Source organism: Peribacillus sp. NPDC094092 (genome assembly GCF_050279365.1).
In the GTDB taxonomy this organism is placed as follows: Bacteria; Bacillota; Bacilli; order Bacillales; family DSM-1321; genus Peribacillus.
Genome location: NZ_JBNNUC010000001.1, coordinates 824,367 through 848,903, shown reverse-complemented (window position 1 = coordinate 848,903; position 24,537 = coordinate 824,367). Strand labels below are relative to the sequence as shown.

Below are 24,537 nucleotides of genomic sequence, written 5' to 3'. Positions count from 1 at the left end.
AACTATAGGGTGCGATAGTTTAACAAGAATCCCTAAACCTATATTTTAATTTGAATTAGCATGGATTTTTCTGTTAAAGCATAAATTTGGTAATGATTCATCTCCGTAGTCTTCAACATAATAAGGGTAACGTGTAATACAGTAAAGTTGGGAAAAAGAGAGGTTATATATGCTAAGAAGAGTTAGAAAAATTGAGCTGAAAATAGCTGTATTTATGGGAATTTGTTTTTACGGAATAACATTGTTACTCCATGTTCTTATTATTAGCGGTGTTATTCCATTCACATGGGTTAATGGTGGAAGGTCTGATTCCTTTGCTGCTCAACTACCAATATCTATTATCAGTATCATTATTTGTATTATGGGAGGATTCTTCACCAAAATTGTTGGTGGAAATAGACTTTATAAACATAAAAGAGGAAGAACCGTTATATGTTGGTTTTTTGTTGTCCTTTGGTCTTTTGGGTTTTTGCAACAATTATTAGGAACACCTTTTGAAAAAATGTTTTGTTCGTTACTAGTGCTTCTTGGTGTCATTTCGAACTTGCGTATGGCGATTGAAAAGAGGTAGCTGTCACTATTGAATTAACCAGTAAGTGAAAAATGTACATAAACAATTGGGTGCGTTAGCTTATGATCGGAGCTGTCTTTAAGGCAGCTTTTTCTTTATGCAACTAACGGGGAAGGTTAGTTCCATTAGCAATCAGTAAAAATATTGTACGCTAACACCATTTGTAAAGGTAGGGACTAATATGAATATTGGTGATGTAATATTTCAACTATTTACGTTTAATTATCTATTTGGAGTATTAATAAGAATGCAACTCCATTAAACTGCTCGTTATTGAATAAGGTTACATATATTTTACCATATAATTCAAGTTATTAGTTTTTTATGCTTAGAACAACGATCTTTTAGAAAATAGCCTAAAAAAAGATATAAACGGTTCCTTCAAACTAAACGAAGGTGTATAGGAATGTAGTTAATTGTCGAAATAATCTAATATTATCTGAGGTTGCTTTAGGATATTATTAAATAAACTGTTAATTTATCGCATATAATATGATCGTCTGTTTAAACAACAAGGCTCAACTGAATACAGCCGGTGGAGGGATTTTTGTGAGTATAGCTATCGAAGAAAAACCGTCATTCCTATGTGCTAATTTTGAAGATGGAGTATTAATAGAAAAGGTCCGGCAAGGAAATATGGAGGCACTGGAAGTTCTTATGAAGAAATATCAATCTTTTGTAAAGATTAAGGCTAACAAATACTTCTTAATTGGGGCAGATAGAGAAGATCTTATCCAAGAGGGGATGATAGGATTATTCAAAGCCATCAGGGATTTTAATGGCGAGAAACAATCTTATTTTAAAGCGTTTGCAGAACTATGTATCACGAGGCAGATTATTACAGCCATCAAGGCAGCTACTCGTCAAAAACATACTCCTTTAAATTCTTCTATTTCGCTTGATATGCCTATATATGAAGAAAATCCGGATCATACTCTTATGGAAGTAACGACAGACACCGTTATTTCTGATCCCGTTGCGATATTGATAGATAAAGAATCTGCTGATGACTTGGAATTAAAATTATCTGAGGTTCTAAGTCCGTTAGAAAAGAAGGTTTTGGCATATTACTTAGAGGGCCTTACTTATATAGAAATGTCTGATAAATTAAATACTCACCCCAAGTCTATAGATAATGCGTTGCAGAGAGTGAAGAGAAAATTGGAGAGTTTATTGGAACTTAGAAATAGCCAAGCAATAGAAGGGCACCTTCAATAGATAAAAGAGTCGTTAACTATTAAGTTTCTCTTTTGCCAAAGGATTATAAAATCCTTTGGCTCTATGTGTTTGAAAAACCTTAATAGTATATCAAGTACAAAACCGTACAGGATAGTTTAAATGTAATATTTCACAATGCATTAGAAAAAGCCAATCTTCCTAATTAGGAAAATCAGCTTCTATTGCAGGGAACAACGTTTATTTGAAATTAAGTTTTTTACGTTTGCATCATGTTAGTTTAATTTAATATTTACTGCTTGGATTTCTTCGCTTAAGCGTTTATTCCCTATAAAGATAAAATAAAGGGAAATAATCATAAATAGTAATGCGAATACACGTTTAATATCTAATTCTATGACTAAACTATTGAACCATCCAAAATGATCAATAATTAAACCAATCACAAGTTGACCAGCTATACCAGCAATATTAGTTGCGATAACCCCAATTCTAGGAACTGCCATTACAGTCAGAAGTAAATACATGGTGCCCAAAAATGCTGCACTTAATTGCCATTTAGGTGCTTCTAGGAGTGCAAGTACATTTCCACTACCAAAAAATAAAATAAAAATGGTAAGAAACATTGTTCCAGTGAGAAAGGTTAAAAATGTTGTTTCAATTGTTCCAGCTTTTCGACTGAATGTTCCATTGATAGATGATTGTGCGCTTAATGTGATACCGCCAATCAATGTAAATAAAATCATAAATAAACCCATAATTATAGACCTCCTAGTTTATTAAAATAAGTGCGATAATCATTGAAATAACAGCAAAAATCTTTTCCTTATTAATCCTGGTTTTCTTACTTCCAAGCCAACCAAAATGTTCAATAATCATACTCATTACTAATTGGCCGATAATTACCGCAACCATCGTTATACCAACCCCAACAAATGGGACACTTACAACAATGGAGGTTAAATAAATAACACCCAAGACACCTCCAAGTAATGACCATTTAGGTGCTTCAAGTATATAGGAAAGCTTACCTATTCCAAAAAAGAGCCACAATAGCCCCATGATAACCGTACCCATAAAGAAGTTATAAAAACTTGTTTCTATTTGTCCAATTGTTTTTCCTAGTTCAGCATAGATAGCTCCTTCAAAGCTAAGTGCTGCTCCAGCCAATAGGGCTAGCAAATAGAATATAATACGCATAGATAAAATCTCCTTTTTTGCATAATTAAATATCTAGAAAAATAGATGTAAATGGCGAAAAAACAGAAATCCAACATAAATTAGATTTCTGTTTTAAAATATTTAGCTAACTGTTGAATAAATTCTTCATTGCGCCTGTAGTATGTCCATTGTCCATGACGAATCGATTCAAGTAGACCAGATTTTTGCATCATGTTTAAGTAGCTAGAAACGGTAGATTGAGAAATTTTGGCTTTTTCTTGAATATCCCCAACACATACTCCGCCTTTGTAACTTACCTCCTTTGGCAGGTGAGCGCCTTGTTTTGGGAAATGCTTCTCGGGTTCCTTTAACCACTCTAGGATATTAAGTCTTGTTTCGTTAGATAACGCTTTGAATACATTAATTGGTTCCATGGGTGTAATTATATATCTAGATTTCTCGATATGTCAAGCTGGATCAAAAATAAGATATAGCATGTGAAAGAAATAGATTTCAGTTCAGAGCTGTCTTTAAGGAAGCTTTTTCTTACGGCACTAACGGGGGCAGGTTAGTAACCATATGACCAACATGCCTTTTATAGCGCATAAGACAAAATCTGTGCGAAGGAGAAAGCTTCTGACAGGATTCGAACCCGCACTCATTTCGTAAGCCTAGCTAGGGGGTAACACGCTTCTCTACGGATATTCACCGGCAGGGGTTTACAACTGCATCGGCTTATTTTCTTTTTGGGGCTCCTGAAAACCTTGCCATGCGACCAGGGGAATCAATGTTTACAGTGATCTTCACTGTTGATCTACAGGTGAGTTTTTTAATTTACTTTATCACTTCCTTACTTTATTTTAAATTCTATGTATATAACTCTTAACAATATCTAAACCTATGATTAGCAACACATTACATTAATAGGAGCTGACAACATGGCTAGAAATAACAACAGTAATCAACTAGTAGTTAATGGTGCAGAACAAGCTCTAGAACAAATGAAATACGAAATCGCTAGTGAATTCGGTGTTACACTAGGCGCTGATACAACATCCCGGGCAAACGGATCTGTTGGTGGAGAAATTACAAAACGTTTAGTCCAAATGGCTGAACAACAATTAGGTGGAAGAACTCGTTAATTGAAATCATAGGTACTGTTAGGGATAGTGATTGGGCTATCCCTATTTATATTAAAGAGATAACCGCGATTAAGTCAGCAACATTATGATGAATTAGTATTTAGCAAAAGAATGGATGAATTTTTTTGACTCCCCCTATAAATTTGTTCTCATATAACAAACATAGAAAAATGATTTCTAATTTTGAATTGGCTTGTTTTAGTTCTTCCCACACCTCTTCGTCTTGTTCCTTTCTAATCTTTCATGGAACCTCACCTGCATACTAATCTATCATTTCCTCAGTTAAATCATCACCATTGGGCATAGGCTTATTTTATAAGTAATGAGAGTGCTTGATCTTTGTTCAAATTTTCATATCTGTTTCATTGTATCTCAGATACATCCTAAGTTCACATGACGACACAAGAAAGAAGCTAGCCCAGAAAGACAAGCCTTACTGGATCGGGATTTTCTTTTTCCCCTGCTTTCTTCTCTAAGTAGGGGACCTAACAACCCAAAAGAGAGATAGATTAAGCAAAAAATGAATATTTATCTGTTTTTGTATCAAGATAATTAATGTCCAAAGGATTTTTTGAACTCTGGTGAAGGTAGTCTAATGTAGTTGGAGATGTTTCCATAATAAAACATTTAGAGAAAACCACCCAAAATCTTTTTGTACTCCAGTCTTGCTTTATTTCTAATTCTTACATAATTGTATCCAATGGAGGTGACATGAGAAAATGAAATTTAACAAGAAAAAAATTAACGTTGTAGATATTCAAAAAGCGAAGAAAAGTGTGTTTGCTACAGGGGTAGGAAACGCTATGGAGTGGTTTGATTTTGGCCTATATTCCTATTTAGCTGTGATCATTAGTCAAAACTTTTTTAGTGCTGTTGAGAATGATGAGCTAAAATTAGTGTTTACCTTTGCTACCTTTGCGATTGCCTTTTTAATGCGCCCAGTGGGCGGTATTATATTTGGTAAAATCGGAGATAAATTAGGAAGAAAAGTCGTTTTAACAACGACGATTATTTTAATGGCTTTTTCAACATTACTAATCGGTTTATTACCTACATATGATCAAATCGGTATATGGGCACCTATACTCTTATTACTAGCTAGAATTATTCAGGGTTTTTCAACTGGTGGCGAATACGCCGGTGCAATGGTCTATATTGCAGAATCGTCCCCAGACAATAAGCGCAATATGCTTGGAAGTGGATTAGAAATTGGTACGCTCATTGGTTATATATTAGCTTCGTTACTTGCCAGTGCGCTTTTTATCACTTTATCTGATGAACAGATGGCCTCATGGGGTTGGAGAATACCATTTCTACTCGGCTTACCTTTAGGGCTTATTGGGTTGTATTTAAGAAAAAGTTTAGAAGAATCACCGATTTTTGAAAATGAACTTTCTGATGAAGAAGTCCAAGGAGAAAGCTTTCTCTCTATTTTTAAAAATCACAAAAAAGATATTCTTGTTTGTTTTGTAGCTGTTGCATTCTTTAATATTACAAGCTATATGCTATTATCATACATGCCTTCTTATTTAGATGAAATTATTGGATTATCTAGTTCAGTTGGAACCCTATTAATTACGGTTCTAATGATTATCATGGTGCCACTTACTTTAATGTTTGGAAAGCTCAGTGATAAAATTGGAAATAAGACTGTTTTCTTAATCGGTTTAGGCGGATTAAGCCTATTATCTGCCCTTGCTTTTTATTTAATCAACTTGAATGCTTTAGTATTTATTTCGTTAGGTATTTTAATTCTAGGTGTTCTTCTTTCAATTTATGAAGGCACTATTCCTGGATCTTTACCAACCATGTTCTATACGGATATTCGATATCGAACATTATCAGTGACCTTTAATGTCTCGGTTTCAATATTTGGTGGAACTACCCCATTAGTTTCCACATGGTTAGTACACCAAACGGGGAATAACTTAGCACCTGGTTTCTATTTAACAGCCGTGAATGTGATCGGATTTTTAGTGATATTATTCTTGTTCAATAGTACTTCAGGAAAATCCCTAAAAGGTTCTTACCCAACCGTTGCTTCTAAATCTGATTATCAAGAAGCTGTTGAAAATCCAAAAGATTCCCTATGGTGGAAAACGGAAGAAAGAGAAAAATAAATGAAATCATGAAGCACCCATTCAAAGGATGACTACTGGAAAACAGACACTCAAACATGAGCGTCTGTTTTTTTTTTGTTTTACTTATCAGGTGTTCACGAAAAATAAAGCGATACAGTTATTTAAAGAAAAGGGTGACGAATATGTTCCCTTTTTTCTTTAAAGCAAAGGGAAGAGGAAGTCCAGGTGACCTCAAAGAAAAACGAATTAACAACGAAATATTATAATACCCTTTGACCTTTCCAAATATAAGCCCTTCTTTTATGGATTATTACCAATGCTATCAAAAGAATAATCTATTTTTACATAAATCTCGTTAGAATATAAATGAATTTAATTATCTATAGTTTAATTTGTCTACAGGGTTTGATCATTTATAACCTATGGAAGAAGGTGATATTTAAAAGTTTGTAGTAAGGAAAGAAAAAAATGATTCACTCTAACTCGTTGTGAAGAGGGGGAGTATACAATAAAACTACGCGTAAAATTTATCTTTTACGAATAAATGGACATGTGAATGAATGTTTAGTTAAATGAGGGACCATCTGTACTTACTATCTTATATTGAAGGTGAAAAGGGGAGAAACTAACTTCACCCATAGTTTGAAATTTATATTACGATTAGAGGAAATCAAATAGCACATGAATTTCATAGGATTCGAGGGATTTTCCATGAAACTTGACCGTTGGGGACAAACTACAAAACAGTTAAACGAGATTTTTATCAATTTAGCGCATAGAAATTATTTGTAAATACTTTTATCCTTCTTAAGTGAGGAATATAGGATAAAAATCCAGTTGTTATTAACCGAAAATTCCCAATTTAAACAAAAATAAGTATATAATATTATAAAACAGGTATCTAAGTTTGTGGGTTACTACTTCTAAATAAGGAGGTGATACTCTTAAACATGTATGGAAATTTATTTTTTAGAAAGGAAATATTTGCAGGATGCAGAAAAGGAGAAATTTATTAGTCTAGAAAGGAATTAAAGCAGCTACAGTAGCCGCTAAGAACGCGGGTTTAGGTATTGTGTTTCCACCAAGTCGTTCAATGTTTATTTTATTGGGATTCGCTCCTATTGCAGCACTAGTTTCGGAAGCTCAACTTCATGTAGCGTTACTTGCTGGGGGAGCTTATACAGAATATTTTTAACGATGTGATTAGTTAGACGTTATAAAATTAAAGCGCTTTCAACAGAATTTATTCAGCCCATTAGCCAGTCATTTCGTGTTGTATTTAATTAATCTATGTATTAATTAATATATACAAAAAAATACTATATTTACATACTGGAGGTTTTAGGATGAAGAAGAAAAAAGCATTATCCGGCCTGATGGCTGCGAGTTTACTAACTGTAATTCCGTGGAGTTCTGGACATGCTGAGAAACCTCAATGGACAAATGTGAATACATATGAGGAACAGGACGGAAGCAAGTTTAATAGCGAAAACTATGAATTTGTGAAATTCTCACAAATTGGTTCCAAATTAAAAGAGATTGAAAAACTTTCAAACCGTGTGAAAGTTGAAGTCCGTGGAACATCAGCTGATGGGAACCCACTCTATGTTGTCACGATTGCTGACCCAACAACGCAAGGGAAGTTCGGAAAACTGAAGGCACTTAGAAAGCAAATGTTTAAGAATCCAGGCAAAGCTCAAGAATGGGTTGCCGATAATCCTGACTTTAAAGTTCCAATCATGATTAATGGTTCTATTCATGGGACTGAATTTGTCGGAAGCGATGCAATCCTTCAATTAATTGAACGTTTTGCTACCCAAAATGATGCAATAACTAAAGATGTTTTAGAGAATAATATTCTTATTTTCAATGTCGTACAAAACCCTGATGGACGTATTGGTGCCACCCGATTTAATGGCGAAGGAATTGACATAAATCGTGACTTTATCACCCAGTCGCAGCCAGAAACAAAAGAGATGGTTGAGCTCATTAAAGAATGGAACCCGATGGTGTTCCTTGATACTCATGGTTATGTGAAGAATTATCAGCCAAATCTGCAGGGGTTAATTGAGCCTTGTACGCCACCGCATAATCCTAATTACGAGTATGACCTATACGGAAAATGGGCCTATAAACAGGCAGAAGCGATGGAAGCGGAAATAATGAAGGATCATGAGAACTATTCAGGATCCTTGTATCAAAACATGAAAGGTACCTATATTCCGCTGCGCGATGATTCCGCCGGCTGGGATGATTACCCACCAATTTTCACACCAATGTATGCGATGTACCATGGTGCTTACGGTCATACATTAGAAGCTCCAACAAATGATTGGGATGGCGTACGATGGATGTATAATTCGATTATGGGGGCACTGAAATTTGCAACAGCTAACAAGCAATCCATGATTACTGATCAAATTGAAATTTTTAAAAGAGGAATAAACTTTGACCATCCTTTTCATGAGGAAGGGTTATTTCCAAAAACCTACATACTTCCACTAGACCCTATGGATCCGACTGTTACGAATAAGGCAGTAAATCATTTGATCAATAATGATATTGAAGTTGTTCAAGCCGTGAATGCATTTAAAGCGGATGGAGTGTCATATCCAAAAGGAACGTATCTCGTTGAGATGGATCAGGCGAAAGCCGGATTAGCAAACACGATGCTCTGGGATGGGGAAGACATCACGAACGATACCCCAGCAATGTACGACATTTCCGCATGGAGTTTACCGGAGCTTTGGGGATTCGAGGCAGTAGCCACACAAAATCCTATTAAAGTCAGTGCAAAGAAAGTAAACCAGATTACAGGTCAAGGAACGGTTTCAGGAAAAGGACCGTTTATGATTCCGAACAGCTCTGTCCAATCGGTAAATTTAGTAAATGCATTGCTTAAGCAAGGAATACCTATAGTACGTGATGCACAAGGCAACTTCTTTGCAAAAGCAGTAGCTAATCAGGTATCAGCAGCGGTGAAAGAATCTGGGTTACAGATTGGAACTGCTGAGGTACCAGCAGATGCAGTGGCTATAACGTCATTAAAAGTGGCTATATTAAACGATGGAGGTATAGGTAAACAGAAATCACACGCAGGAACAAAGCTGGCTTTGAAAAGACTAGGTTTTGATGTGACAGAAGTTACGCCAGTGGAAGTGGCTAAAAATACCCTTAATGGTTTTGATGTTTTTGTCTATAGTGGAACGGAAAGCCTCATTTCTACCAACCTATCCGAAGCTAATAAGGAATTTGGATTACAGGACCCCGGTCAACTTAATGCGTTTAAAGACAATGTGACAAGCTTCTTAAATGAAGGTGGCAAGTATATAGCTGTAGGTGCTGGTGCTTCTAGAGCAACTAAGACACTCGGTCTTACAGATGACATCATTAATGTAGGAGATTCCAACAGTAATGGTATCGTAAAAGTTGATTATGAGGGAACGGGTTTAACAGCGGGATATGGAGAGGATGATATCGGCTTTGTCTATCGTCCAACATGGTTCACGGGTACGAATAATGATGAAGTCTTCGCGACCCTTGCGGATTCAGATAATTTCTTCGTAGCTGGTCACTGGAAAAATAACATAACCGCCAAGGGCCAAGCCATAATCGTAAAAGAACAGAATAAAGATGTAACTCTGATTGGTTTAGAAGCAGGATTCCGCGACCACCCGGATTACTTGTTCCGTCTTCTATCAAATGCAATTTTCGAAAAATAGCAGAAATAGCCAAAGCCGGATTCAGCACTGAATCCGGCTTTGGCTATTTGAGTAATGCTAAACGCTTGCCTTGAACTCATTACTTTTAAATTATCTATGCAAAAACCGCTGAAGGACGATGCTTATCAATAAGTAGTTTTTTAGCCGATTAATAATTGTGATTACTCTTATAATTCACTAAGGCAACACACAAATAGATGAATTGATAGAAAGTGGTTGTGAAAGGATTGCAGTGGTTGCAACCAATCGGATTCGCCCTAATGGTATTTCACTGCAGGGACTTGATCATTATGCCAAAGAAAAGGCACCAAATGTCGAACTTATTCCAGATATCGCGACAGTAGAAGATGCCATACAATTGATTTGATTGCGTTTCGACTACCCTACACGGATACACAGCAGATACATCTGGTCATGAACGATACCATTACGGCTTTTCATTTTTGAAAAACGTCTTGGATCAAGTGAGCATTCCTGTCTTCGCAGAAGGCAATGTCAAGACACCGGAAATGTATAAAAGATGTCTGGCACTCGGCGCACACTCTGTTGTTGTTGGTGCCATCACTCGTCCGCGTGATACCACACGCCGATTTGTGAAATGAAATAGTGGGGGGGAATTCAGCCAATTTATTAAGGCTTTAAAGTGGTGTGACTGACCAAGATCATTGAAAAAACACTTCTAATTAATTCGTGTAGGAAAATATTTTTTAATCAACAAAGCCGTACCACCTATTGTTATGTGGTACGGCTTGTGCAATAAAGGAGACCGTAAAAAATGAACCATAAAGTTTTCCATAATCGGAGATGATTGTGGTTGGGTGCTATGCTTATATGGCTCATAGTTAAATGGAGGGTGTAAAAGAGGAACCGACAGCCCGCCTTTATTTTATATATTATATCTATTGAAAATCATCTATTTTTTTTGGTGCTTTTCTTTGCAGGGAATTAGTCCCCTTTGTCAAATTAGTTAAACAAAGGGGATGAAAAAATGAATGATGAATATGAGAAAATCGGTATTTTATTATCCAATATGACAAACGAATTAGTGTCGAGTAGAGTAAGGGTTAGAGCTATAGTAGAATTACTGGGTGAAAAAGGACTAATAACCCGCGAAGAGTACGAAGATAGGTTTAAAAAAGTCTTTGAACGAGATGCAATTTCGTATAGAAATGATTTATTGAAAGAATTCAAAATTGACGAATAAAAGGAGAAGGCACCCATTACTTTGGGTGCTTTTTTTATTGGGGTGAGAACGATGAACCATGATGAGAAAAAACCGGTTAAGAAGCCAGTGAAGCTAAGTCGTGGAGATCTGGAAGAGCAATGAATATGAATGCTTTTACAAATAAGTATTTTACAATATGGGATTTAAGTCAGATGCTTCGTGCTTAGATACCATATCTTGTAGGGCGCTAATTAACTTATATTGATCTTCTTGCAGTTCGACTTCTCATGAACGGTCACATCATTCCATATTATTACTGCTTTATCCGTCTCATGACAAGATGAAGAGAGAGAACAATGCAGGCCATGAAAAATAGCTAAGGCAGTTTGATTTTTGATGTATTTCTAGTTAAGTCTATATTCATGACCATTTCTCATCTATACAATTTAGTCTTCTAAAGGCTAACTTTCATTAAGTTAGCTTTTCTCTGATACAGCTCCGTTTTTTGACACGGGTGCATTTTTGCCTAATATAACAGAAAAGACAACAATAACTGCTATTACAAGTGTGAAAATTGTGATGGATTCATCTAGAAATACTGTTGCAAATAGAATCATCAAAAACGGTTGTAAATATTGAATCTGACTGACTCTTGCTATCCCGCCCATGGCCATTCCGCTATACCAAGCAACATATGCTAGAAATTGACTAACCACTGCGAGATAAATAAAACTAATCCAAGCTTGTATTGGGGCATGAAGCATTTCAGTTGTCAGGTTTAGCCCAACTGGAATAATGAAAAATGGAGCACCGATCATAATTGCCCAAGCAATCACTTGCCAGCTACCTAATTCTTTCGCTAATTCTCCTCCTTCTGCGTAACTAAGTCCCAGAATGATCACTGCTGCCAGTAAAGCTAAATCGGCAAATTGCAATTGGCCGAATCCAAGATGAAGTGCATACATAATTACCGCTAATGAGCTGATCATACTTGAAATCCAGAATTTGAGAGATGGGATTTCACCTGCCCTAAATATAGCAAATCCGGCTGTCGCTAACGGTAACAGAGCTAATTCCACAGCTCCATGAGAAACAGGCAAGGATTCCATTGCCCAAGAAGTGAGGAGAGGAAATCCTAAAACCGCACCAAAAGCAACAATGATTAGACGTTTGAATTGGCGAAGAGAAGGCAGTTTTTCCTTTCGAACAATTAGTACCACGGCTACTAAAATAGCGGCTACAACTGTTCTTCCTAAACCAACGATCGTAGTCCCAAAATATTCTACTGCAATACTTGTAGAAGGGAGTGTTAAGCTAAAACAAATGACCCCCACCAACCCCAAAAATAATCCGAATTTTCCTCTTGTTTCTCCCTGCATCATTTCTGACCTCCATTCATACTTTGTACCAAATCTGTACCGTTTTTTATTTATCTTAAAAACAGTTTTGTTATAATTAACATACTATGAGTACATTCAATAAAATTAAACCGTTTTTTTACCTATCTGTCCTGGTACAGTTGGAGGGGGATCATTAATGAATTCAAAATATATAAAGATAATGGAAGACATTAAGCTTCGATTGGAAGATGGTTCGCTAATTGCAGGCAGTAAACTGCCTTCTGTTCGTCAGTTATCTGATTATTTTTCATGTAGCAAAAATACGGTCATTAAAGCATACGCAGAACTTGAAAAAGAGCATGTAATTTATTCTGTTCCTAAAAGCGGCTACTATGTTGTGAATGAATACCAAAAAGCGCCGGAAGAAAATGAGGTGATTGATTTTTTGTCTGCCGGTCCGGATAAAAATGTTATGCCTTATGTGGAATTTCAACATTGTATGAATCAAGCAATTGACCATTATAAAGAAGAGCTTTTTACATACTCCGATCAACAAGGGCTTTACTCACTACGGGTACAATTGGTGAAATATCTGCAAAATTTACAGGTTTTCACTCAACCAGAAAGAGTGGTCGTTGTATCTGGCTCGCAGCAAGCCCTTAATTTATTGGTGTCTATGCCATTTCCAAATGGGAAAAACAATATTTTAATTGAACAGCCTACTTATTTCGGGTTCATTGAGTCGATCAATCTGCATCAAACTACTACTTTTGGAATTGAATTATCAATGGAAGGGATTGATCTTGATCGTCTGGAATACATATTTCGAAATAATGATATAAAATTTTTCTATATTATACCGAGATTTCACAATCCACTTGGACATTGTTATACGAATAGTGAAAAGAAAAAAATCGTGGAGTTAGCTGAAAAATACGATGTATATATAGTGGAGGATGATATATTAGGAGACCTTGATCCAAATTCAAAATCAGATCCCTTATTTTCATATGATCCCTCTGGGAGAGTGATCTATATTAAAAGCCTTTCGAAAATTTTTCTCCCTGGGTTAAGGATTGGAACTGTCGTTCTTCCTGAATTAATGATTAAGAATTTCATACGATATAAATTCAGTTCGGATTTTAATAGTTCAGCACTTTCTCAAGGTGCTCTAGAAATCTATTTAAAAAGCGGTATGTTTAATAGCCATCTCAAGAAAGTTAAAGAGGTATATAGAACTAAAATGCAAATCCTTCAAGAAGCATGTGAATTATTTCTGCCGGCCAATACTTCTTTTTCAAAACCGACTTCCGGATTCTATCTTTCCATCAGTTTGCCCGAAAACGTGAAAGCAAAACAGGTGGTTCATATGTTAAATGAGCAGCATGTATATGTTGATGATGCCTCTAGAATGTTTTTAGCGGAATATAAAAAGGAAAACATCGTTCGATTGTGCATCTCTCAAGTGAACAAGAGCCAAATAAAACTAGGGGTAGAGCGATTGGCTCACAGTATTGCTTTAATTGACAGTAGAAAAAAACATTTTACTCCCAATAACTTTTTACACATTTAATATAGGTAAGTTTATATTGAGGGGGCATCAGAGGATTATACGATTTCCAAGCATCTATCAATGCGGTTGATTGTGTAACTTGGAAATTGTGCAATGTTCTTTATGGATCATGTACTCCCGTTTCATGAAAGGTAACCTATAGGGTTAATACCAGAAGAATGATTGAAATATTCAGTATGTTTTCTGAAGCAACCCTAATGATCCTGCAATAATATACTATATACCAATTGATTTTAAGATGTAATATATGGATTACCTGAAAGGAGTTTTCCTCATGAATATTACATCTTTTTTAATTGTATAAATATAGAATGACAAAAACTGTGTTGTTAATTTAAAAATTAGCTTGTTTATAAAGGGAGATTCTGATATGATTATTTGAAAATTTTTAAGAGGTTTAGAGAGGGTGAGTCAATTGACTAAAAAACTTAGACAATTGAAAAACGTTTCAGTGTTCCAAACGCTTCTAACTTAGACAAATAATTTAGAAGCGAGGAAAAGTTATATGAAAAATCAAAGAATCTTTAATAAATCATTTCTTTTTTTATTTATAAGCAACTTATTAGCTTTTATAGGGTTTGAAATGTTGCTTCCTATTTTGCCGGCTTATATGTTAAGCATGAATGCATCTTCCATTCAAGTAGGTCTAGTAACAACATTATTTACTATAGGTGCTGTTCTAATCAGACCTTTCGTAGGTTACTATTTAATTGATAACCAGCGAAAAAGTCTAGCCATTTGTGCAAGTGCAGCTTTAATGATTATTACAATGCTTTATCCATTTCTTAATATTATATGGCTTCTTCTATTGTTACGACTTTTCCATGGTGCAGCGTGGGGAGTATCGACCACAGCTAATAGTACAATAGTCGTCGATTTAATTCCTAAGACACGATTAGGAGAAGGAATAGGGTATTTTTCTATATCCACAACGGTAGGGGCTATCATTGCACCAAGTATAGGCATCCTTATCTATGACTCTTTTTCCTTCGATATTTTAATTTGGTCATCAGTAGTACTGAGCCTATTGGCAGTAATTGCGCTACAATTTGTATATTCACCTACCACTGTAAAGCTTGAGAAGGAACCATTTCGATTATTGGATATGATTTTTGAAAAAGATGTCTGGTTTCAAGCGTTACTGACGGTTATTACAACACTTGGTTTTGGAGCGATCATTACATTTGTCGTTCTATTTGGAAAACAAAAGGAATTGGATCATATTTTTCTATTCTTCCTTATCAATGCAACTGTCGCTACTTTACTGCGTCCGTTTACGGGAAAATGGTATGACCAAAAAGGACCTTGGTCTATTATCATTATGTCAGCTGTGTTAGGATTTTTGTCACTTTTTATCCTGTCTTATGCAACAAATGATCTTCAACTCATCATTGCGGCGGTTTTATTTGGGGCAGGTTATGGAACTGTTATGCCATGTTTACTAACGTGGACTGTTCAAAATGTAAGAGAAGAAAAAAGAGGCGCAGCCAACGCAACCTTTTTTTCAAGCTTTGATGTTGGTGTTGGAATTAGCGCATTTGTATTAGGTATTTTAGCTGAATGGATTAGTTTAGAGATGATTTTCAGGTTTGTTAGTCTAAGTTTTATTGTTGTTGCAGTTTTAGTATATAAGGATTATTTAACTGAAAAGTCAAGGTATAAAAATATATAAATCGATAGAAAACTATCCACCTCTACGTTAATTGAGGTGGATTTGTTTGCTGGATTATAATATGGCTTTACAAAGGAGCATTCAAAAATAAACTCTTTTAGTGAGCCTATACGGGTTGTTTAAAAACAGCTAATGTCCTAGCATCTAGGACAAGTGTCATTTTCTATTTCGCTGATTTACAGTGATTTTCTCACCAGCAGAAGTGCTTGGATTTACTAAGCGCAAACTAAGTTTATATCTGTTTTCGTAGGTGCGAAGTTTGGAGTTTGGGTTATAATAGTAAAAACATCCGTCTATAGGATAGAGATGTCAGTAAGCTTCTTGATTAATACATAAAAAGGATTGGTGAATAAGTATGGCAATAGTTGATGTAACGGTTATTCCTGTCGGTACACAAACTCCAAGTGTTAGCAGTTATGTGGCAGATATTCAAAGAGTATTAAAGCAATATGAAGAAAAGGGAGAAATTCGTTTTCAACTGACTCCCATGAATACAATCATTGAAGGCGACCTGCCTAAGTTGTTTGAAGTGATCCAAGCGATGCACGAAGTACCTTTTGAAAAAGGTCTTGCTAGAGTTTGTACAAATATCCGAATCGATGACCGTCGTGATAAAGAACGCAAGATGGAAGACAAAGTAAAGCGCGTGAAAGGCATGCTGGAGGAATAACAGGTTTTGTAAGTAGGTCTCATCGGTATATTGAGCAATTATAGAAACAAACCAGTCCATGAGGCAAATCCTAGTCGCATGGACTTTTCTTATGGAGAAAAGTCTGATTCCCCATTTATCCGAATAACTGTTTTATATCTCTAGTTTCGTTGATATATTGCTGAATTTCGAAGATATATCCTGATTTTCGCTGATATAATGCTGGATTTCGGAGATATATCCTGAATTTCGTCGATATATTGTAGTATTTCGGAGATATAACTTAGTTTGGTCGATATAAAGTGCTCCATCTTGCTTTAAAAACTTTTCAGAGAAGGATGTTTTTCATTTAATGTCAATGTATTAATCACTTTAAAGCCTTGGTATTACTGATTTCTCAGTTACCAAGGCTTTGTTTTATCTATTAAATAATGAAAGGGAGCCAGCTGGCTGACCGCATTTCATTTTATTTGAATAATCATTTCACTTTTTTTGTAATTGGCATATTACCTTGTCCCAAGCACTCTTGTAGATACTTTACCGGCTACTATCCGCAAATAGGTTGTGATAATTACATAGTGGGTTAGATAATTTATAAACGTTCGCCATATAGTTCCTTTTCTTCATTCGGATGAAAAAGAGTGAATCCTTTTGCGCAAAACACAAACCTTCTATCAATCTCGAATCCTGCCTTATTCAAAATTTCAACGGTTCCATGCGAACCAGTGCCAGCATACCCGCAACTACAACCAGATAGGTGTAGCTCATTTCCTTTTTTGTCTATAAGGATGAGATCGCTATCAAGCAAAATATTGTCTTTATTAATTCCTTTAACAATTTTTGCAATCTTAAAACGGTCAAAATGATCTTTAACTGCTTCAAATAACGCAATACTTTTATTGGTAATACCGCGGTCTTCTCCGTAATCTTTTATGACGAATACTTCCCGATTGTATGGTTTCTTATATAGTTTGTACTTTTGGTAGGTGACGTCATTCATTTTATAAATAAGTGGACTATTACTATCCAGCCTTTGATTAAACATTATACCCCTCCTAAATAGTTAGTTTATTAAGTTTATTAAGGGAAAAAGAGATTAGTACTAAGAACCTGATAGAGGGCAAAATTTTTTCGTTTTTGATTCTCGTCAAGGAGGAATGGTCATGATACCAATAAAGGTGTGAATGGAACCGTAATGTTCATACATTTCAACTATAATAATAATTACAGCAATAATATTGGTTTCCTCAAATGAATGATAAGGGCAGAAGAAATCTAGCCTTTTCTACTTCTCTCGTTGGCAAAAGCCAAAGCTCGTGGAGGGGACTTTTTCACTTGTATAAAAAACAAAGCATGATATTGAAGTAAAATATTGTAGAATTTAAAGTAATTTAGCTCTTACAGACTTTCAAAAATAAAAAAATGCAACTCATTTTTCCCGTGGACGAAAGCTTCACGGGAGTTTTTTTGTGGAACTGTAATAACAGTGCATAATTTCCGAGCTGATTTATGAAGTTTTCTATAAATGGCTGGATTTGAGAAGGCAGTCTAATCCTTAATTTAGGTAAGATGTTTAATGAGAATAAAAGGATATTAGATAAGTTATGTAAGTAATACTTACGTTTATGTTGGTATTGTTAACTTTTTATTTGGTAAATTAAATTATAAAATATATATATAATTCAAAATTTTCTATTATTTTCAAAATGAGGAGGTGCAAAACAGGCAGGAACGTTTCGATAAAAATGATTTTTACAGTCTATTTTAAAAAAGCTTCATAATGAAATGAAAAGACCTCAAATTTATTTTAACAAGAAATGGAGATGTATATGAATTCGATACAATTGAATCTAAAGACGTTTTTAGAAAGAACTGCCAGATACTTTCCTGATAAAGAAATTGTCTCAAGAGATTCTGATGGTTCGCTATTTCGTTACAATTATGCTGATTTTTATTTAAGGGTAAAAAAATTAGCCAACATTTTAAAATTTTTAGGCATAGAAAAAGGAGATAAAGTTGCTTCACTTGCCTGGAATAATCATAGACATCTTGAGCTGTACTTAGGAGTTCCATGCTATGGTGCAGCACTGCATACCGTTAATATTCGATATGGTAATCCGGAAATTGTTTATACCATTAACCATGCTGAAGATAAGGTTATATTTTTCGATGAAGATTTATTGCCAATTTTGGAAGCGGTTTCAAAACAATTACCTAATATCGAGGCCTACGTGTTCCTTGGTAAGAACCTTCCCCTAACTAAGCTCTCGCCACTTTATTGTTATGAAGAGCTTCTTGAACAGGCAGAACCGCACTTCGAACTTGAAATACTGGACGAAAATACACCTGCAACCATTTGCTTTACATCCGCTACCACAGGGCTTCCTAAAGGAGTCTCCTATACTCAAAGAAGTCTGTATTTATATACTTCAGCATTACTTTATAAGGATGTAACCGGAATTTCAGAGAAAGATTGCATTATGCCAATGGTCCCCATGTTCCATGTAAATGCTTGGGGGCTGCCTTATGCAGCTATAGCTACTGGGGCTAAATTGGTCTTGCCAGGTCAACGTCCGAGTGTTCATCAGTTATTGTCATTAACAGAATCTGAGAGTGTCTCTTTAGCTGCTGGAGCTGTCACACTTGGCGTGGAAATGGTAAATATTTTAGAAGAAAATCCTTATCGAATTTCTAGTTTGAGAGCGCTTTTTCTTGGGGGCCAGGCGCCACCCAAGGCAATAATTGAAAAGCTCTTTTATAAATATGGCGTACCCGTAGTCCAAGGGTATGGTGCAACTGAAACCTCCCCATTAATTTCATTTTTACATTATAGAAAAGACCAAGAAAATCGTTCTGAAAGTGAAAATATTCAATTACGTGCAAGACAAGGGACCCTAATACCTGGAATTGAAATGAAAATCGTGGATGAATTTGGAGAAGAAATCTTATGGGATGATCAACAAATGGGAGAGATAATGGCCCGTGGCCCGTGGGTTGCAAACCAGTATATTAATGATGAACGTTCTTCATCTTCATTCGTCGATGGTTGGTGGAAGAGCGGTGACATCGCCACAATCAACAATCAAGGATCTATTCGAATTGTAGATAGGAATAAAGATATGATTAAGAGCGGCGGGGAATGGATTTCCTCGGTTCAACTTGAAAATGAACTAATCGCTCATCCAGAAGTGGCAGAAGCTTGTGTTGTTGCTATGCCTGACGAGAAATGGCTAGAGCGTCCCTTAGCGTATATTGTTCTTAAACAAGAAGGAAATAAAACTTTGATTGAAGAAGAGTTAACCCGATGGTTAGCAGCAAAATTCCCTAAATGGTGGCTGCCAGATCGATATGTATTTACAAATGATTTACCTAAAAATGCCAATGGGAAGTATAATAAGAATTTTTTACGCCAGCTTTTTAGTGAAGCTAATGATAAAAATCATGAATTTCATTAATCGTTTTTTCCTTCGTTGACGCTCCCTCATCATGTAAAACTATTAATAAATTACATTTATAGAGGAGGTATGGAAAATGGAGATAAATGAACAAGCACGTAAGAAACAGATGAAAAAAGTAGCACTTGCAAGTATTGTGGGGACTTCCATCGAATGGTATGACTTTTTCCTTTATGGAACTATGGCTGCACTAGTTTTTCCTCAATTATTCTTCCCGGAATCAAATGCTTTTATGGGGGTTTTGCAAGCATTTATCACGCTATTTGTAGGATTTTTGGCTCGTCCTATTGGGGCTATTATATTTAGTTCTTATGGAGATAAAATTGGACGAAAAGCGGCCTTGGTTTCTTCTTTATTGTTAATGGGTATTAGTAGCACGGTTATGGGATTATTACCTACCTACGACACCATAGGCATTTTTGGAGCCGTCTTGCTTGTTATTCTTAGGTTTCTCCAAGGAATCGGGGTTGGAGGAGAATGGGGTGGATCGGTAACCCTTTCAGTTGAATGGAGCTCGGAAAAATCCCGTGGTTTAATGGGAAGTATGACGCAATTAGGTGTTCCAATTGGAATGTTAATCTCTACATCAGTGGTTTCACTCTGTATATTTCTAACGGGAGAAAACTTCGGCGTATGGGGATGGAGAATTCCATTTCTTTTAAGTATAGTCCTAGTCTTCATTGGATTATTTATTCGTCTTGGCATAGAAGAGTCTCCAGAATTCACAAAAATGAAAGAGGAGAATCGCACAGCAAAATCACCTGTACTAGAATCTATTAAAGGATATCCTAGAGAGATTGTGTTTGCAGCCCTTACTCGTCTTGCGGACAATGTACCTTTCTACATTTATACTACTTTTGCAATTTACTATGCTACAGTGCATATTAAACTAGATAAACAATTTATTACGAATGCCGTATTACTTGTTTCGATCGTTTTCTTAGTCGTTGTACCCTTGTCAGCTCATTTATCGGATAGATTTAATCGGAAAAATATAACTCTTGCCGGTATGATTATTACACTGTTATTTTCTTTCCCTTATTTTTACTTAGTAAATTCAGGGGAAAAAAGTTTGATTATTTTAGCTACTATAATTGCAAGCATAGGGCCTGCAATGGTTTATGGTCCACAGGCTGCATTAATTTCAGAGATTTTCCCAGTGCATTTACGCTTTAGTGGATCATCAATTGCCTATCAATTTGCCTCCATTATTGCAGGAGGTCTTGCACCGACCATTTCTTTAACCTTACTTGAAAAATTCAAAACGACATCTGCGATTAGTATGTATGTCGTGATTTGTTGCATCATCTCCATAATCGCTTTAACACTTCTTAGACCAAGTGAAAAAAGAGTATTAAAAGCAGAATCCACTCAAATCGGTTAAACATTCATAATGTAAGAGTGAATCGTTACAGACGGTTTATAGAAAGCTTGTCAAAATACTCTTAGTAGGTAGTAGGTTTTTGAAATAGCTTACTACTTACTAAGGGTGTATTTTTGTTTATTACATTGGAGCATGTTAATGTCGTGGCTATAAGTCTTGTATTTCTGCTTTGTAGGATTCCAGAGATTTCATCAAATGAAGAATGAAGTCTTTTTCGACGATGGAGGAGTATTTATTCTTCGCCTGAATACAGATGAGATGGTAATTAGGCATTTCAATTGGATCGAAATAAGGGATTAAACTAATATCGCCCCTTAAAACCAATGGATCTTTTTTCATTAAATCAGTAAAAAAGCAGATGGCTAAATCATTTGCTATCACATTTTTCATTACTTCGTCATTGTTTGTATAAAATAATACGTTCCCTTGGCCATACAGAGAAAAGATTTTATCCCATGTTTTTCGGGGAGGTCTTTCATTCCGTATGACTAAGGGGTATTTAAGCAATTCTTTAGGTGTAATTACATCCATTTTTGCTAATGGAGAGTTCTTGCTAACCGCAACCATTAACTTGATTGAATAGATAATTCGGGCATTTGCAAAATGGGATACTTCCTTGAGGATTTCATCCGTTCCCAGTATTAAACCGATATCGGTTTGAAAACTTTTAACTTTTTCTATAACTGGATCAAGAGTATTTGAATCGATTTCTATTTGGATATGTGGGTATTCTAATTTGAATGTTTTTAATGTTTCTGGCAGAAAGGTAGAAAAGAATATTGCTGAGGCTGATATGGCTAAGCTGCCTGGTATATCTTTGGAATGATGCCCTAACTCTTTTAACTCCTTGATTTTGTTCAGAATCTCGTTCGATAATTTTAGGACTGCTTCTCCTTTATCAGTGAACGTGGTTCCTGAACGAGACCGGATAAAGATTGGGATACCAAGTTCTGATTCGAGGTTGGATATCGCCTGACTTACAGCAGAATGAGAAACATGCAGCTTATCGGCGGCTTTGGAAATGTTCCCCCTCTTAGCTATCTCAATTACATATTCAAATTGTTCAATATGCATAAAAAAGCCACCTTTTGGATTAAATATACTTCTATAAATTTCATTATAACAAAACTATATATGCTAACCATTGTTTATTTCTATTAATAGAAACAGAACTCTTATAATCAATCAATGAGCTCGATGTGTTGTTGATTGAACAAATCCTTCTTTCTTGTTAATTATCATAAGGAAAGTTTGGTGTCTTAACAAAGTCAAAGGTTGATTACAACAATTTATTAATAACCAATCCCCCCAGCAACCCATGTGTTGCCACATAAATTTGACACACATGAAGAATAGAAACATAGTTCCCTGTGTTATGGTTATAAATTTACTCACCAACAAATTTAGTAGGTACATGTCCTGTAGAATGTTTATTCACTTCTGTTTACATATTTCTGTTTATCGGACTATTGCAAGTTCTGAAAATAATTACCTCATTTGCTTCTATTTTTAAACCAGTTAAAGAATTAAAAGAGGCTGTTAAAATAAAATTCAGCGTTCAAAGTCAACAATCTGTGTTTCATCCGGTTTGAGGGTTAAGAATTTTTAAAATACCCCTGGCCAGCATCCTTGAAATTTTTTTTATTTCGGCATGAAAATTCTTATATTTCATTTTCCGAAAAATAGGAGCGTTCGTTCTTATTTAGGAAGGTTTGTCCGACTGGATATTCATGAAAAATATCCAATCTTGCTAATTATTGGACCGGAGAGCCTGCTTCGTGAGGATAGCACTACAGACAGTTTAAAAGGGAAAGAACAGCTTTCTGAAATTTTGTACGTGTCGCTTCGGCATTAAATGATACAGAAGAATATGACAACCCCTCTTTTTCATAACATTTAGGAAAAAGATAAGGATGTGACAATGCTGGGTAGGAAGAAAAACGACCAAATCGTTATTTATATAATAAAAGGCTCAACAATTAAAAGGTTTTTAATCCTAGATCTAATTATTGGATCAGGAATTTTTTATGTGGTCAAATTCATTTCTTCAAGTGTATTAATAGCGAGTGCGAGCAGTTTTATTGGAACTGAAGGAATTAAAAAGGCGCCGAAAGTACTGAAATATGCAATGGGATTAATAACCTAAAGACAAATGCAAATAAAAAATATACGTACAATAACTTTTGGTATTCCTGCTGATCAGATAGCATGTAAATACTCTTTAGGGCTATTAATCCAATAACCTAATTAGGCTGTAACGAACGTATCTATAATGATTCATTATAATCAGGGGGGAATTATGACAAATCCACATAAAGTGAAACCCTATTTATTGACTCGTAGTTTGCTGCCGGAAAATCAGGAGACACCGATTCAATTCATCAATAATGATAGCATGGAAAACCAATTATTTTATAGAAGGAACCACTTTTCGTATCCCACTCTTACTTATTCAAACTATTGGCTCCCTATAAATGGGTTCGTATCCGCTCCTTTACTTCTGTCCATGCAAGACATTCTTCAATACCCGGCAAAAACGCTGGAAGTTGTCCTTGAATGCTCGGGTGACAAGCGTAATCTATTCGAACCTAAAATATTTGGGGAACAATGGGGAAAGGGAGCTATTAGCCAAGGTAGTTGGAAAGGTGTACCATTACGAACCTTCCTTGAACTATCTGGACTTGGTGAAGGGGCTAAAGAAGTTGTCGTGGAGGGTTATGATTATGGAAATAGGACCGATCTAGATGAGGTTTACACCTACACCAGGAGTTTGCCCATCGAGAAAGCACTGCATCCGGATACCATTATTGCTTATGAGTATAATAATCGGCCAATCCCATTTAAACATGGTTATCCACTGAGGTTAATAGTTCCGCAGTGGTATGCAATGGCATCTGTTAAGTGGATAAAGCAGATCAGTGTAATTAATTCAAAATTCAATGGGCCTTTCCAAACAATTGATTACGTGTATTATCCAAATGAAGACAATGATCAAAATTCATTTCCGGTCACAACAATAAATATCAATTCGACTATCCAAAAACCGCTGGATATGGACATTTTAAATACTGGTAAACATTTAATAAAAGGGATTGCATGGACAGGAAAAGGAGTAATTACAAAGATTGAAGTTAGTATGGATGAGGGGTATACATGGAGAAAGGCGGATTTAATACCTGATAAGAATATGGGGTATGGATGGGTTAGTTGGTCATTTAACTGGACTATATTAGAAAAAGGTGAGTATACGATTAAATCCAGGGCAACTGATTCGTATGGTCAAATGCAGCCTAATTTACCATTTTGGAATAAAAAAGGTTATGGGTATAATGCCATTGATAAAATTAAAGTAAAGGTAGAATAACTTTATAAAAAATTTTGTTACCCTGGTAGTAATAATCAAGAAGAAATATAAGTTATCCAATCGAGTCAGGGATAGTAGAAAA

18 protein-coding genes and 1 pseudogene are annotated in these 24,537 nt (G+C 35.6%); 13 read left to right on the top strand and 6 right to left on the bottom strand.

The features are described 5' to 3' along the window. The first annotated feature begins 169 nt into the window (after window positions 1-169). Together ACQKNS_RS03975 and sigH are read left to right on the top strand one after the other, a co-directional pair. Window positions 170-571: a hypothetical protein gene (locus ACQKNS_RS03975; RefSeq protein WP_427641303.1), complete on the top strand. Its 402-nt coding sequence runs from the start codon at window positions 170-172 to the stop codon at window positions 569-571. Window positions 572-1,063: 492 nt separating this feature from the next. Further along, window positions 1,064-1,789 carry an RNA polymerase sporulation sigma factor SigH gene (gene sigH, locus ACQKNS_RS03970; protein WP_427641302.1) on the top strand — a complete coding sequence of 242 codons (726 nt, stop codon included), beginning with the start codon at window positions 1,064-1,066 and terminating at the stop codon, window positions 1,787-1,789. Between the two features lie 233 nt (window positions 1,790-2,022). Here sigH and ACQKNS_RS03965 read toward each other — a convergent pair whose 3' ends face one another. The 3 genes from ACQKNS_RS03965 to ACQKNS_RS03955 all read right to left on the bottom strand — a co-directional run bounded on the left by ACQKNS_RS03965 (window position 2,023) and on the right by ACQKNS_RS03955 (window position 3,342). Beyond that, window positions 2,023-2,505: a DMT family transporter gene (locus tag ACQKNS_RS03965; protein ID WP_427641301.1), complete on the bottom strand. Its 483-nt coding sequence runs from the start codon at window positions 2,503-2,505 to the stop codon at window positions 2,023-2,025. A 13-nt stretch (window positions 2,506-2,518) separates the two neighbouring features. Then, a complete protein-coding gene (locus ACQKNS_RS03960; RefSeq protein ID WP_427641300.1) occupies window positions 2,519-2,947 on the bottom strand; it encodes a DMT family transporter in 429 nt (142 codons plus the stop codon). Between the two features lie 80 nt (window positions 2,948-3,027). Beyond that, window positions 3,028-3,342: an ArsR/SmtB family transcription factor gene (locus ACQKNS_RS03955; RefSeq protein ID WP_427641299.1), complete on the bottom strand. Its 315-nt coding sequence runs from the start codon at window positions 3,340-3,342 to the stop codon at window positions 3,028-3,030. 504 nt (window positions 3,343-3,846) lie between these two features. Between ACQKNS_RS03955 and ACQKNS_RS03950 the strand changes: the two genes are divergently transcribed. From ACQKNS_RS03950 to ACQKNS_RS03930, 5 genes and pseudogenes are all read left to right on the top strand, one after another. Then, a complete protein-coding gene (locus ACQKNS_RS03950) occupies window positions 3,847-4,050 on the top strand; it encodes an alpha/beta-type small acid-soluble spore protein (protein ID WP_034304517.1) in 204 nt (67 codons plus the stop codon). A 719-nt stretch (window positions 4,051-4,769) separates the two neighbouring features. Next, window positions 4,770-6,170, top strand: a complete 1,401-nt coding sequence (locus tag ACQKNS_RS03945; protein ID WP_427641298.1) for an MFS transporter — start codon at window positions 4,770-4,772, stop codon at window positions 6,168-6,170. A 1,307-nt stretch (window positions 6,171-7,477) separates the two neighbouring features. Beyond that, window positions 7,478-9,853 carry a M14 family zinc carboxypeptidase gene (locus ACQKNS_RS03940; protein ID WP_427641297.1) on the top strand — a complete coding sequence of 792 codons (2,376 nt, stop codon included), beginning with the start codon at window positions 7,478-7,480 and terminating at the stop codon, window positions 9,851-9,853. A 190-nt stretch (window positions 9,854-10,043) separates the two neighbouring features. Beyond that, window positions 10,044-10,455: pseudogene (locus ACQKNS_RS03935) on the top strand (tRNA-dihydrouridine synthase); the annotation flags it as partial. A gap of 386 nt (window positions 10,456-10,841) precedes the next feature. Then, window positions 10,842-11,057 carry a hypothetical protein gene (locus ACQKNS_RS03930; RefSeq protein ID WP_427641296.1) on the top strand — a complete coding sequence of 72 codons (216 nt, stop codon included), beginning with the start codon at window positions 10,842-10,844 and terminating at the stop codon, window positions 11,055-11,057. Between the two features lie 437 nt (window positions 11,058-11,494). Here ACQKNS_RS03930 and ACQKNS_RS03925 read toward each other — a convergent pair whose 3' ends face one another. Then, on the bottom strand, window positions 11,495-12,397 hold the full coding sequence (locus tag ACQKNS_RS03925) for a DMT family transporter (protein ID WP_427642122.1): 903 nt from the start codon (window positions 12,395-12,397) through the stop codon (window positions 11,495-11,497). Between the two features lie 157 nt (window positions 12,398-12,554). On the opposite strand from ACQKNS_RS03925, the gene ACQKNS_RS03920 reads away from it, so the two are divergent. From ACQKNS_RS03920 to ACQKNS_RS03910, 3 genes are all read left to right on the top strand, one after another. Next, complete coding sequence (locus ACQKNS_RS03920; RefSeq protein ID WP_427641295.1) at window positions 12,555-13,931, top strand: PLP-dependent aminotransferase family protein; 1,377 nt, start codon at window positions 12,555-12,557, stop codon at window positions 13,929-13,931. Between the two features lie 505 nt (window positions 13,932-14,436). Then, window positions 14,437-15,603 carry an MFS transporter gene (locus ACQKNS_RS03915; protein ID WP_427641294.1) on the top strand — a complete coding sequence of 389 codons (1,167 nt, stop codon included), beginning with the start codon at window positions 14,437-14,439 and terminating at the stop codon, window positions 15,601-15,603. A 355-nt stretch (window positions 15,604-15,958) separates the two neighbouring features. Next, window positions 15,959-16,273, top strand: a complete 315-nt coding sequence (locus ACQKNS_RS03910; protein WP_192204175.1) for an MTH1187 family thiamine-binding protein — start codon at window positions 15,959-15,961, stop codon at window positions 16,271-16,273. A 571-nt stretch (window positions 16,274-16,844) separates the two neighbouring features. On the opposite strand, the gene ACQKNS_RS03905 is transcribed toward ACQKNS_RS03910, so the two are convergent. Continuing rightward, entirely contained in the window at window positions 16,845-17,297 is a 453-nt protein-coding gene (locus ACQKNS_RS03905) for a hypothetical protein (RefSeq protein WP_427641293.1), read from the bottom strand. 784 nt (window positions 17,298-18,081) lie between these two features. Here ACQKNS_RS03905 and ACQKNS_RS03900 point away from each other — a divergent pair. Both ACQKNS_RS03900 and ACQKNS_RS03895 read left to right on the top strand, forming a co-directional pair. Next, window positions 18,082-19,707, top strand: a complete 1,626-nt coding sequence (locus ACQKNS_RS03900; RefSeq protein WP_427641292.1) for a long-chain fatty acid--CoA ligase — start codon at window positions 18,082-18,084, stop codon at window positions 19,705-19,707. A gap of 76 nt (window positions 19,708-19,783) precedes the next feature. Continuing rightward, window positions 19,784-21,091 (top strand): MFS transporter, encoded by a 1,308-nt coding sequence (locus ACQKNS_RS03895; protein ID WP_427641291.1) that lies wholly within the window; start codon window positions 19,784-19,786, stop codon window positions 21,089-21,091. 147 nt (window positions 21,092-21,238) lie between these two features. On the opposite strand, the gene ACQKNS_RS03890 is transcribed toward ACQKNS_RS03895, so the two are convergent. Beyond that, window positions 21,239-22,165 carry a LysR family transcriptional regulator gene (locus ACQKNS_RS03890; RefSeq protein WP_427641290.1) on the bottom strand — a complete coding sequence of 309 codons (927 nt, stop codon included), beginning with the start codon at window positions 22,163-22,165 and terminating at the stop codon, window positions 21,239-21,241. Window positions 22,166-23,390: 1,225 nt separating this feature from the next. Here ACQKNS_RS03890 and ACQKNS_RS03885 point away from each other — a divergent pair. After that, window positions 23,391-24,455 carry a sulfite oxidase gene (locus ACQKNS_RS03885; protein WP_427641288.1) on the top strand — a complete coding sequence of 355 codons (1,065 nt, stop codon included), beginning with the start codon at window positions 23,391-23,393 and terminating at the stop codon, window positions 24,453-24,455. The last annotated feature ends 82 nt before the right edge of the window (window positions 24,456-24,537 follow it).

Excerpts from the sequence above, each read along its gene's own strand:
- ACQKNS_RS03925 (WP_427642122.1), bottom strand. The coding sequence starts at position 12,397 with ATGCAGGGAGAAACAAGAGGAAAATTCGGATTATTTTTGGGGTTGGTG.
- ACQKNS_RS03965 (WP_427641301.1), bottom strand. The coding sequence starts at position 2,505 with ATGGGTTTATTTATGATTTTATTTACATTGATTGGCGGTATCACATTA.
- ACQKNS_RS03955 (WP_427641299.1), bottom strand. The coding sequence starts at position 3,342 with ATGGAACCAATTAATGTATTCAAAGCGTTATCTAACGAAACAAGACTT.
- sigH (WP_427641302.1), top strand. The coding sequence starts at position 1,064 with ATGATCGTCTGTTTAAACAACAAGGCTCAACTGAATACAGCCGGTGGA.
- ACQKNS_RS03950 (WP_034304517.1), top strand. The coding sequence starts at position 3,847 with ATGGCTAGAAATAACAACAGTAATCAACTAGTAGTTAATGGTGCAGAA.
- ACQKNS_RS03920 (WP_427641295.1), top strand. The coding sequence starts at position 12,555 with ATGAATTCAAAATATATAAAGATAATGGAAGACATTAAGCTTCGATTG.
- ACQKNS_RS03910 (WP_192204175.1), top strand. The coding sequence starts at position 15,959 with ATGGCAATAGTTGATGTAACGGTTATTCCTGTCGGTACACAAACTCCA.
- ACQKNS_RS03915 (WP_427641294.1), top strand. The coding sequence starts at position 14,437 with ATGAAAAATCAAAGAATCTTTAATAAATCATTTCTTTTTTTATTTATA.
- ACQKNS_RS03905 (WP_427641293.1), bottom strand. The coding sequence starts at position 17,297 with ATGTTTAATCAAAGGCTGGATAGTAATAGTCCACTTATTTATAAAATG.
- ACQKNS_RS03975 (WP_427641303.1), top strand. The coding sequence starts at position 170 with ATGCTAAGAAGAGTTAGAAAAATTGAGCTGAAAATAGCTGTATTTATG.
- ACQKNS_RS03945 (WP_427641298.1), top strand. The coding sequence starts at position 4,770 with ATGAAATTTAACAAGAAAAAAATTAACGTTGTAGATATTCAAAAAGCG.
- ACQKNS_RS03900 (WP_427641292.1), top strand. The coding sequence starts at position 18,082 with ATGAATTCGATACAATTGAATCTAAAGACGTTTTTAGAAAGAACTGCC.
- ACQKNS_RS03890 (WP_427641290.1), bottom strand. The coding sequence starts at position 22,165 with ATGCATATTGAACAATTTGAATATGTAATTGAGATAGCTAAGAGGGGG.
- ACQKNS_RS03885 (WP_427641288.1), top strand. The coding sequence starts at position 23,391 with ATGACAAATCCACATAAAGTGAAACCCTATTTATTGACTCGTAGTTTG.
- ACQKNS_RS03960 (WP_427641300.1), bottom strand. The coding sequence starts at position 2,947 with ATGCGTATTATATTCTATTTGCTAGCCCTATTGGCTGGAGCAGCACTT.
- ACQKNS_RS03940 (WP_427641297.1), top strand. The coding sequence starts at position 7,478 with ATGAAGAAGAAAAAAGCATTATCCGGCCTGATGGCTGCGAGTTTACTA.
- ACQKNS_RS03895 (WP_427641291.1), top strand. The coding sequence starts at position 19,784 with ATGGAGATAAATGAACAAGCACGTAAGAAACAGATGAAAAAAGTAGCA.
- ACQKNS_RS03930 (WP_427641296.1), top strand. The coding sequence starts at position 10,842 with ATGAATGATGAATATGAGAAAATCGGTATTTTATTATCCAATATGACA.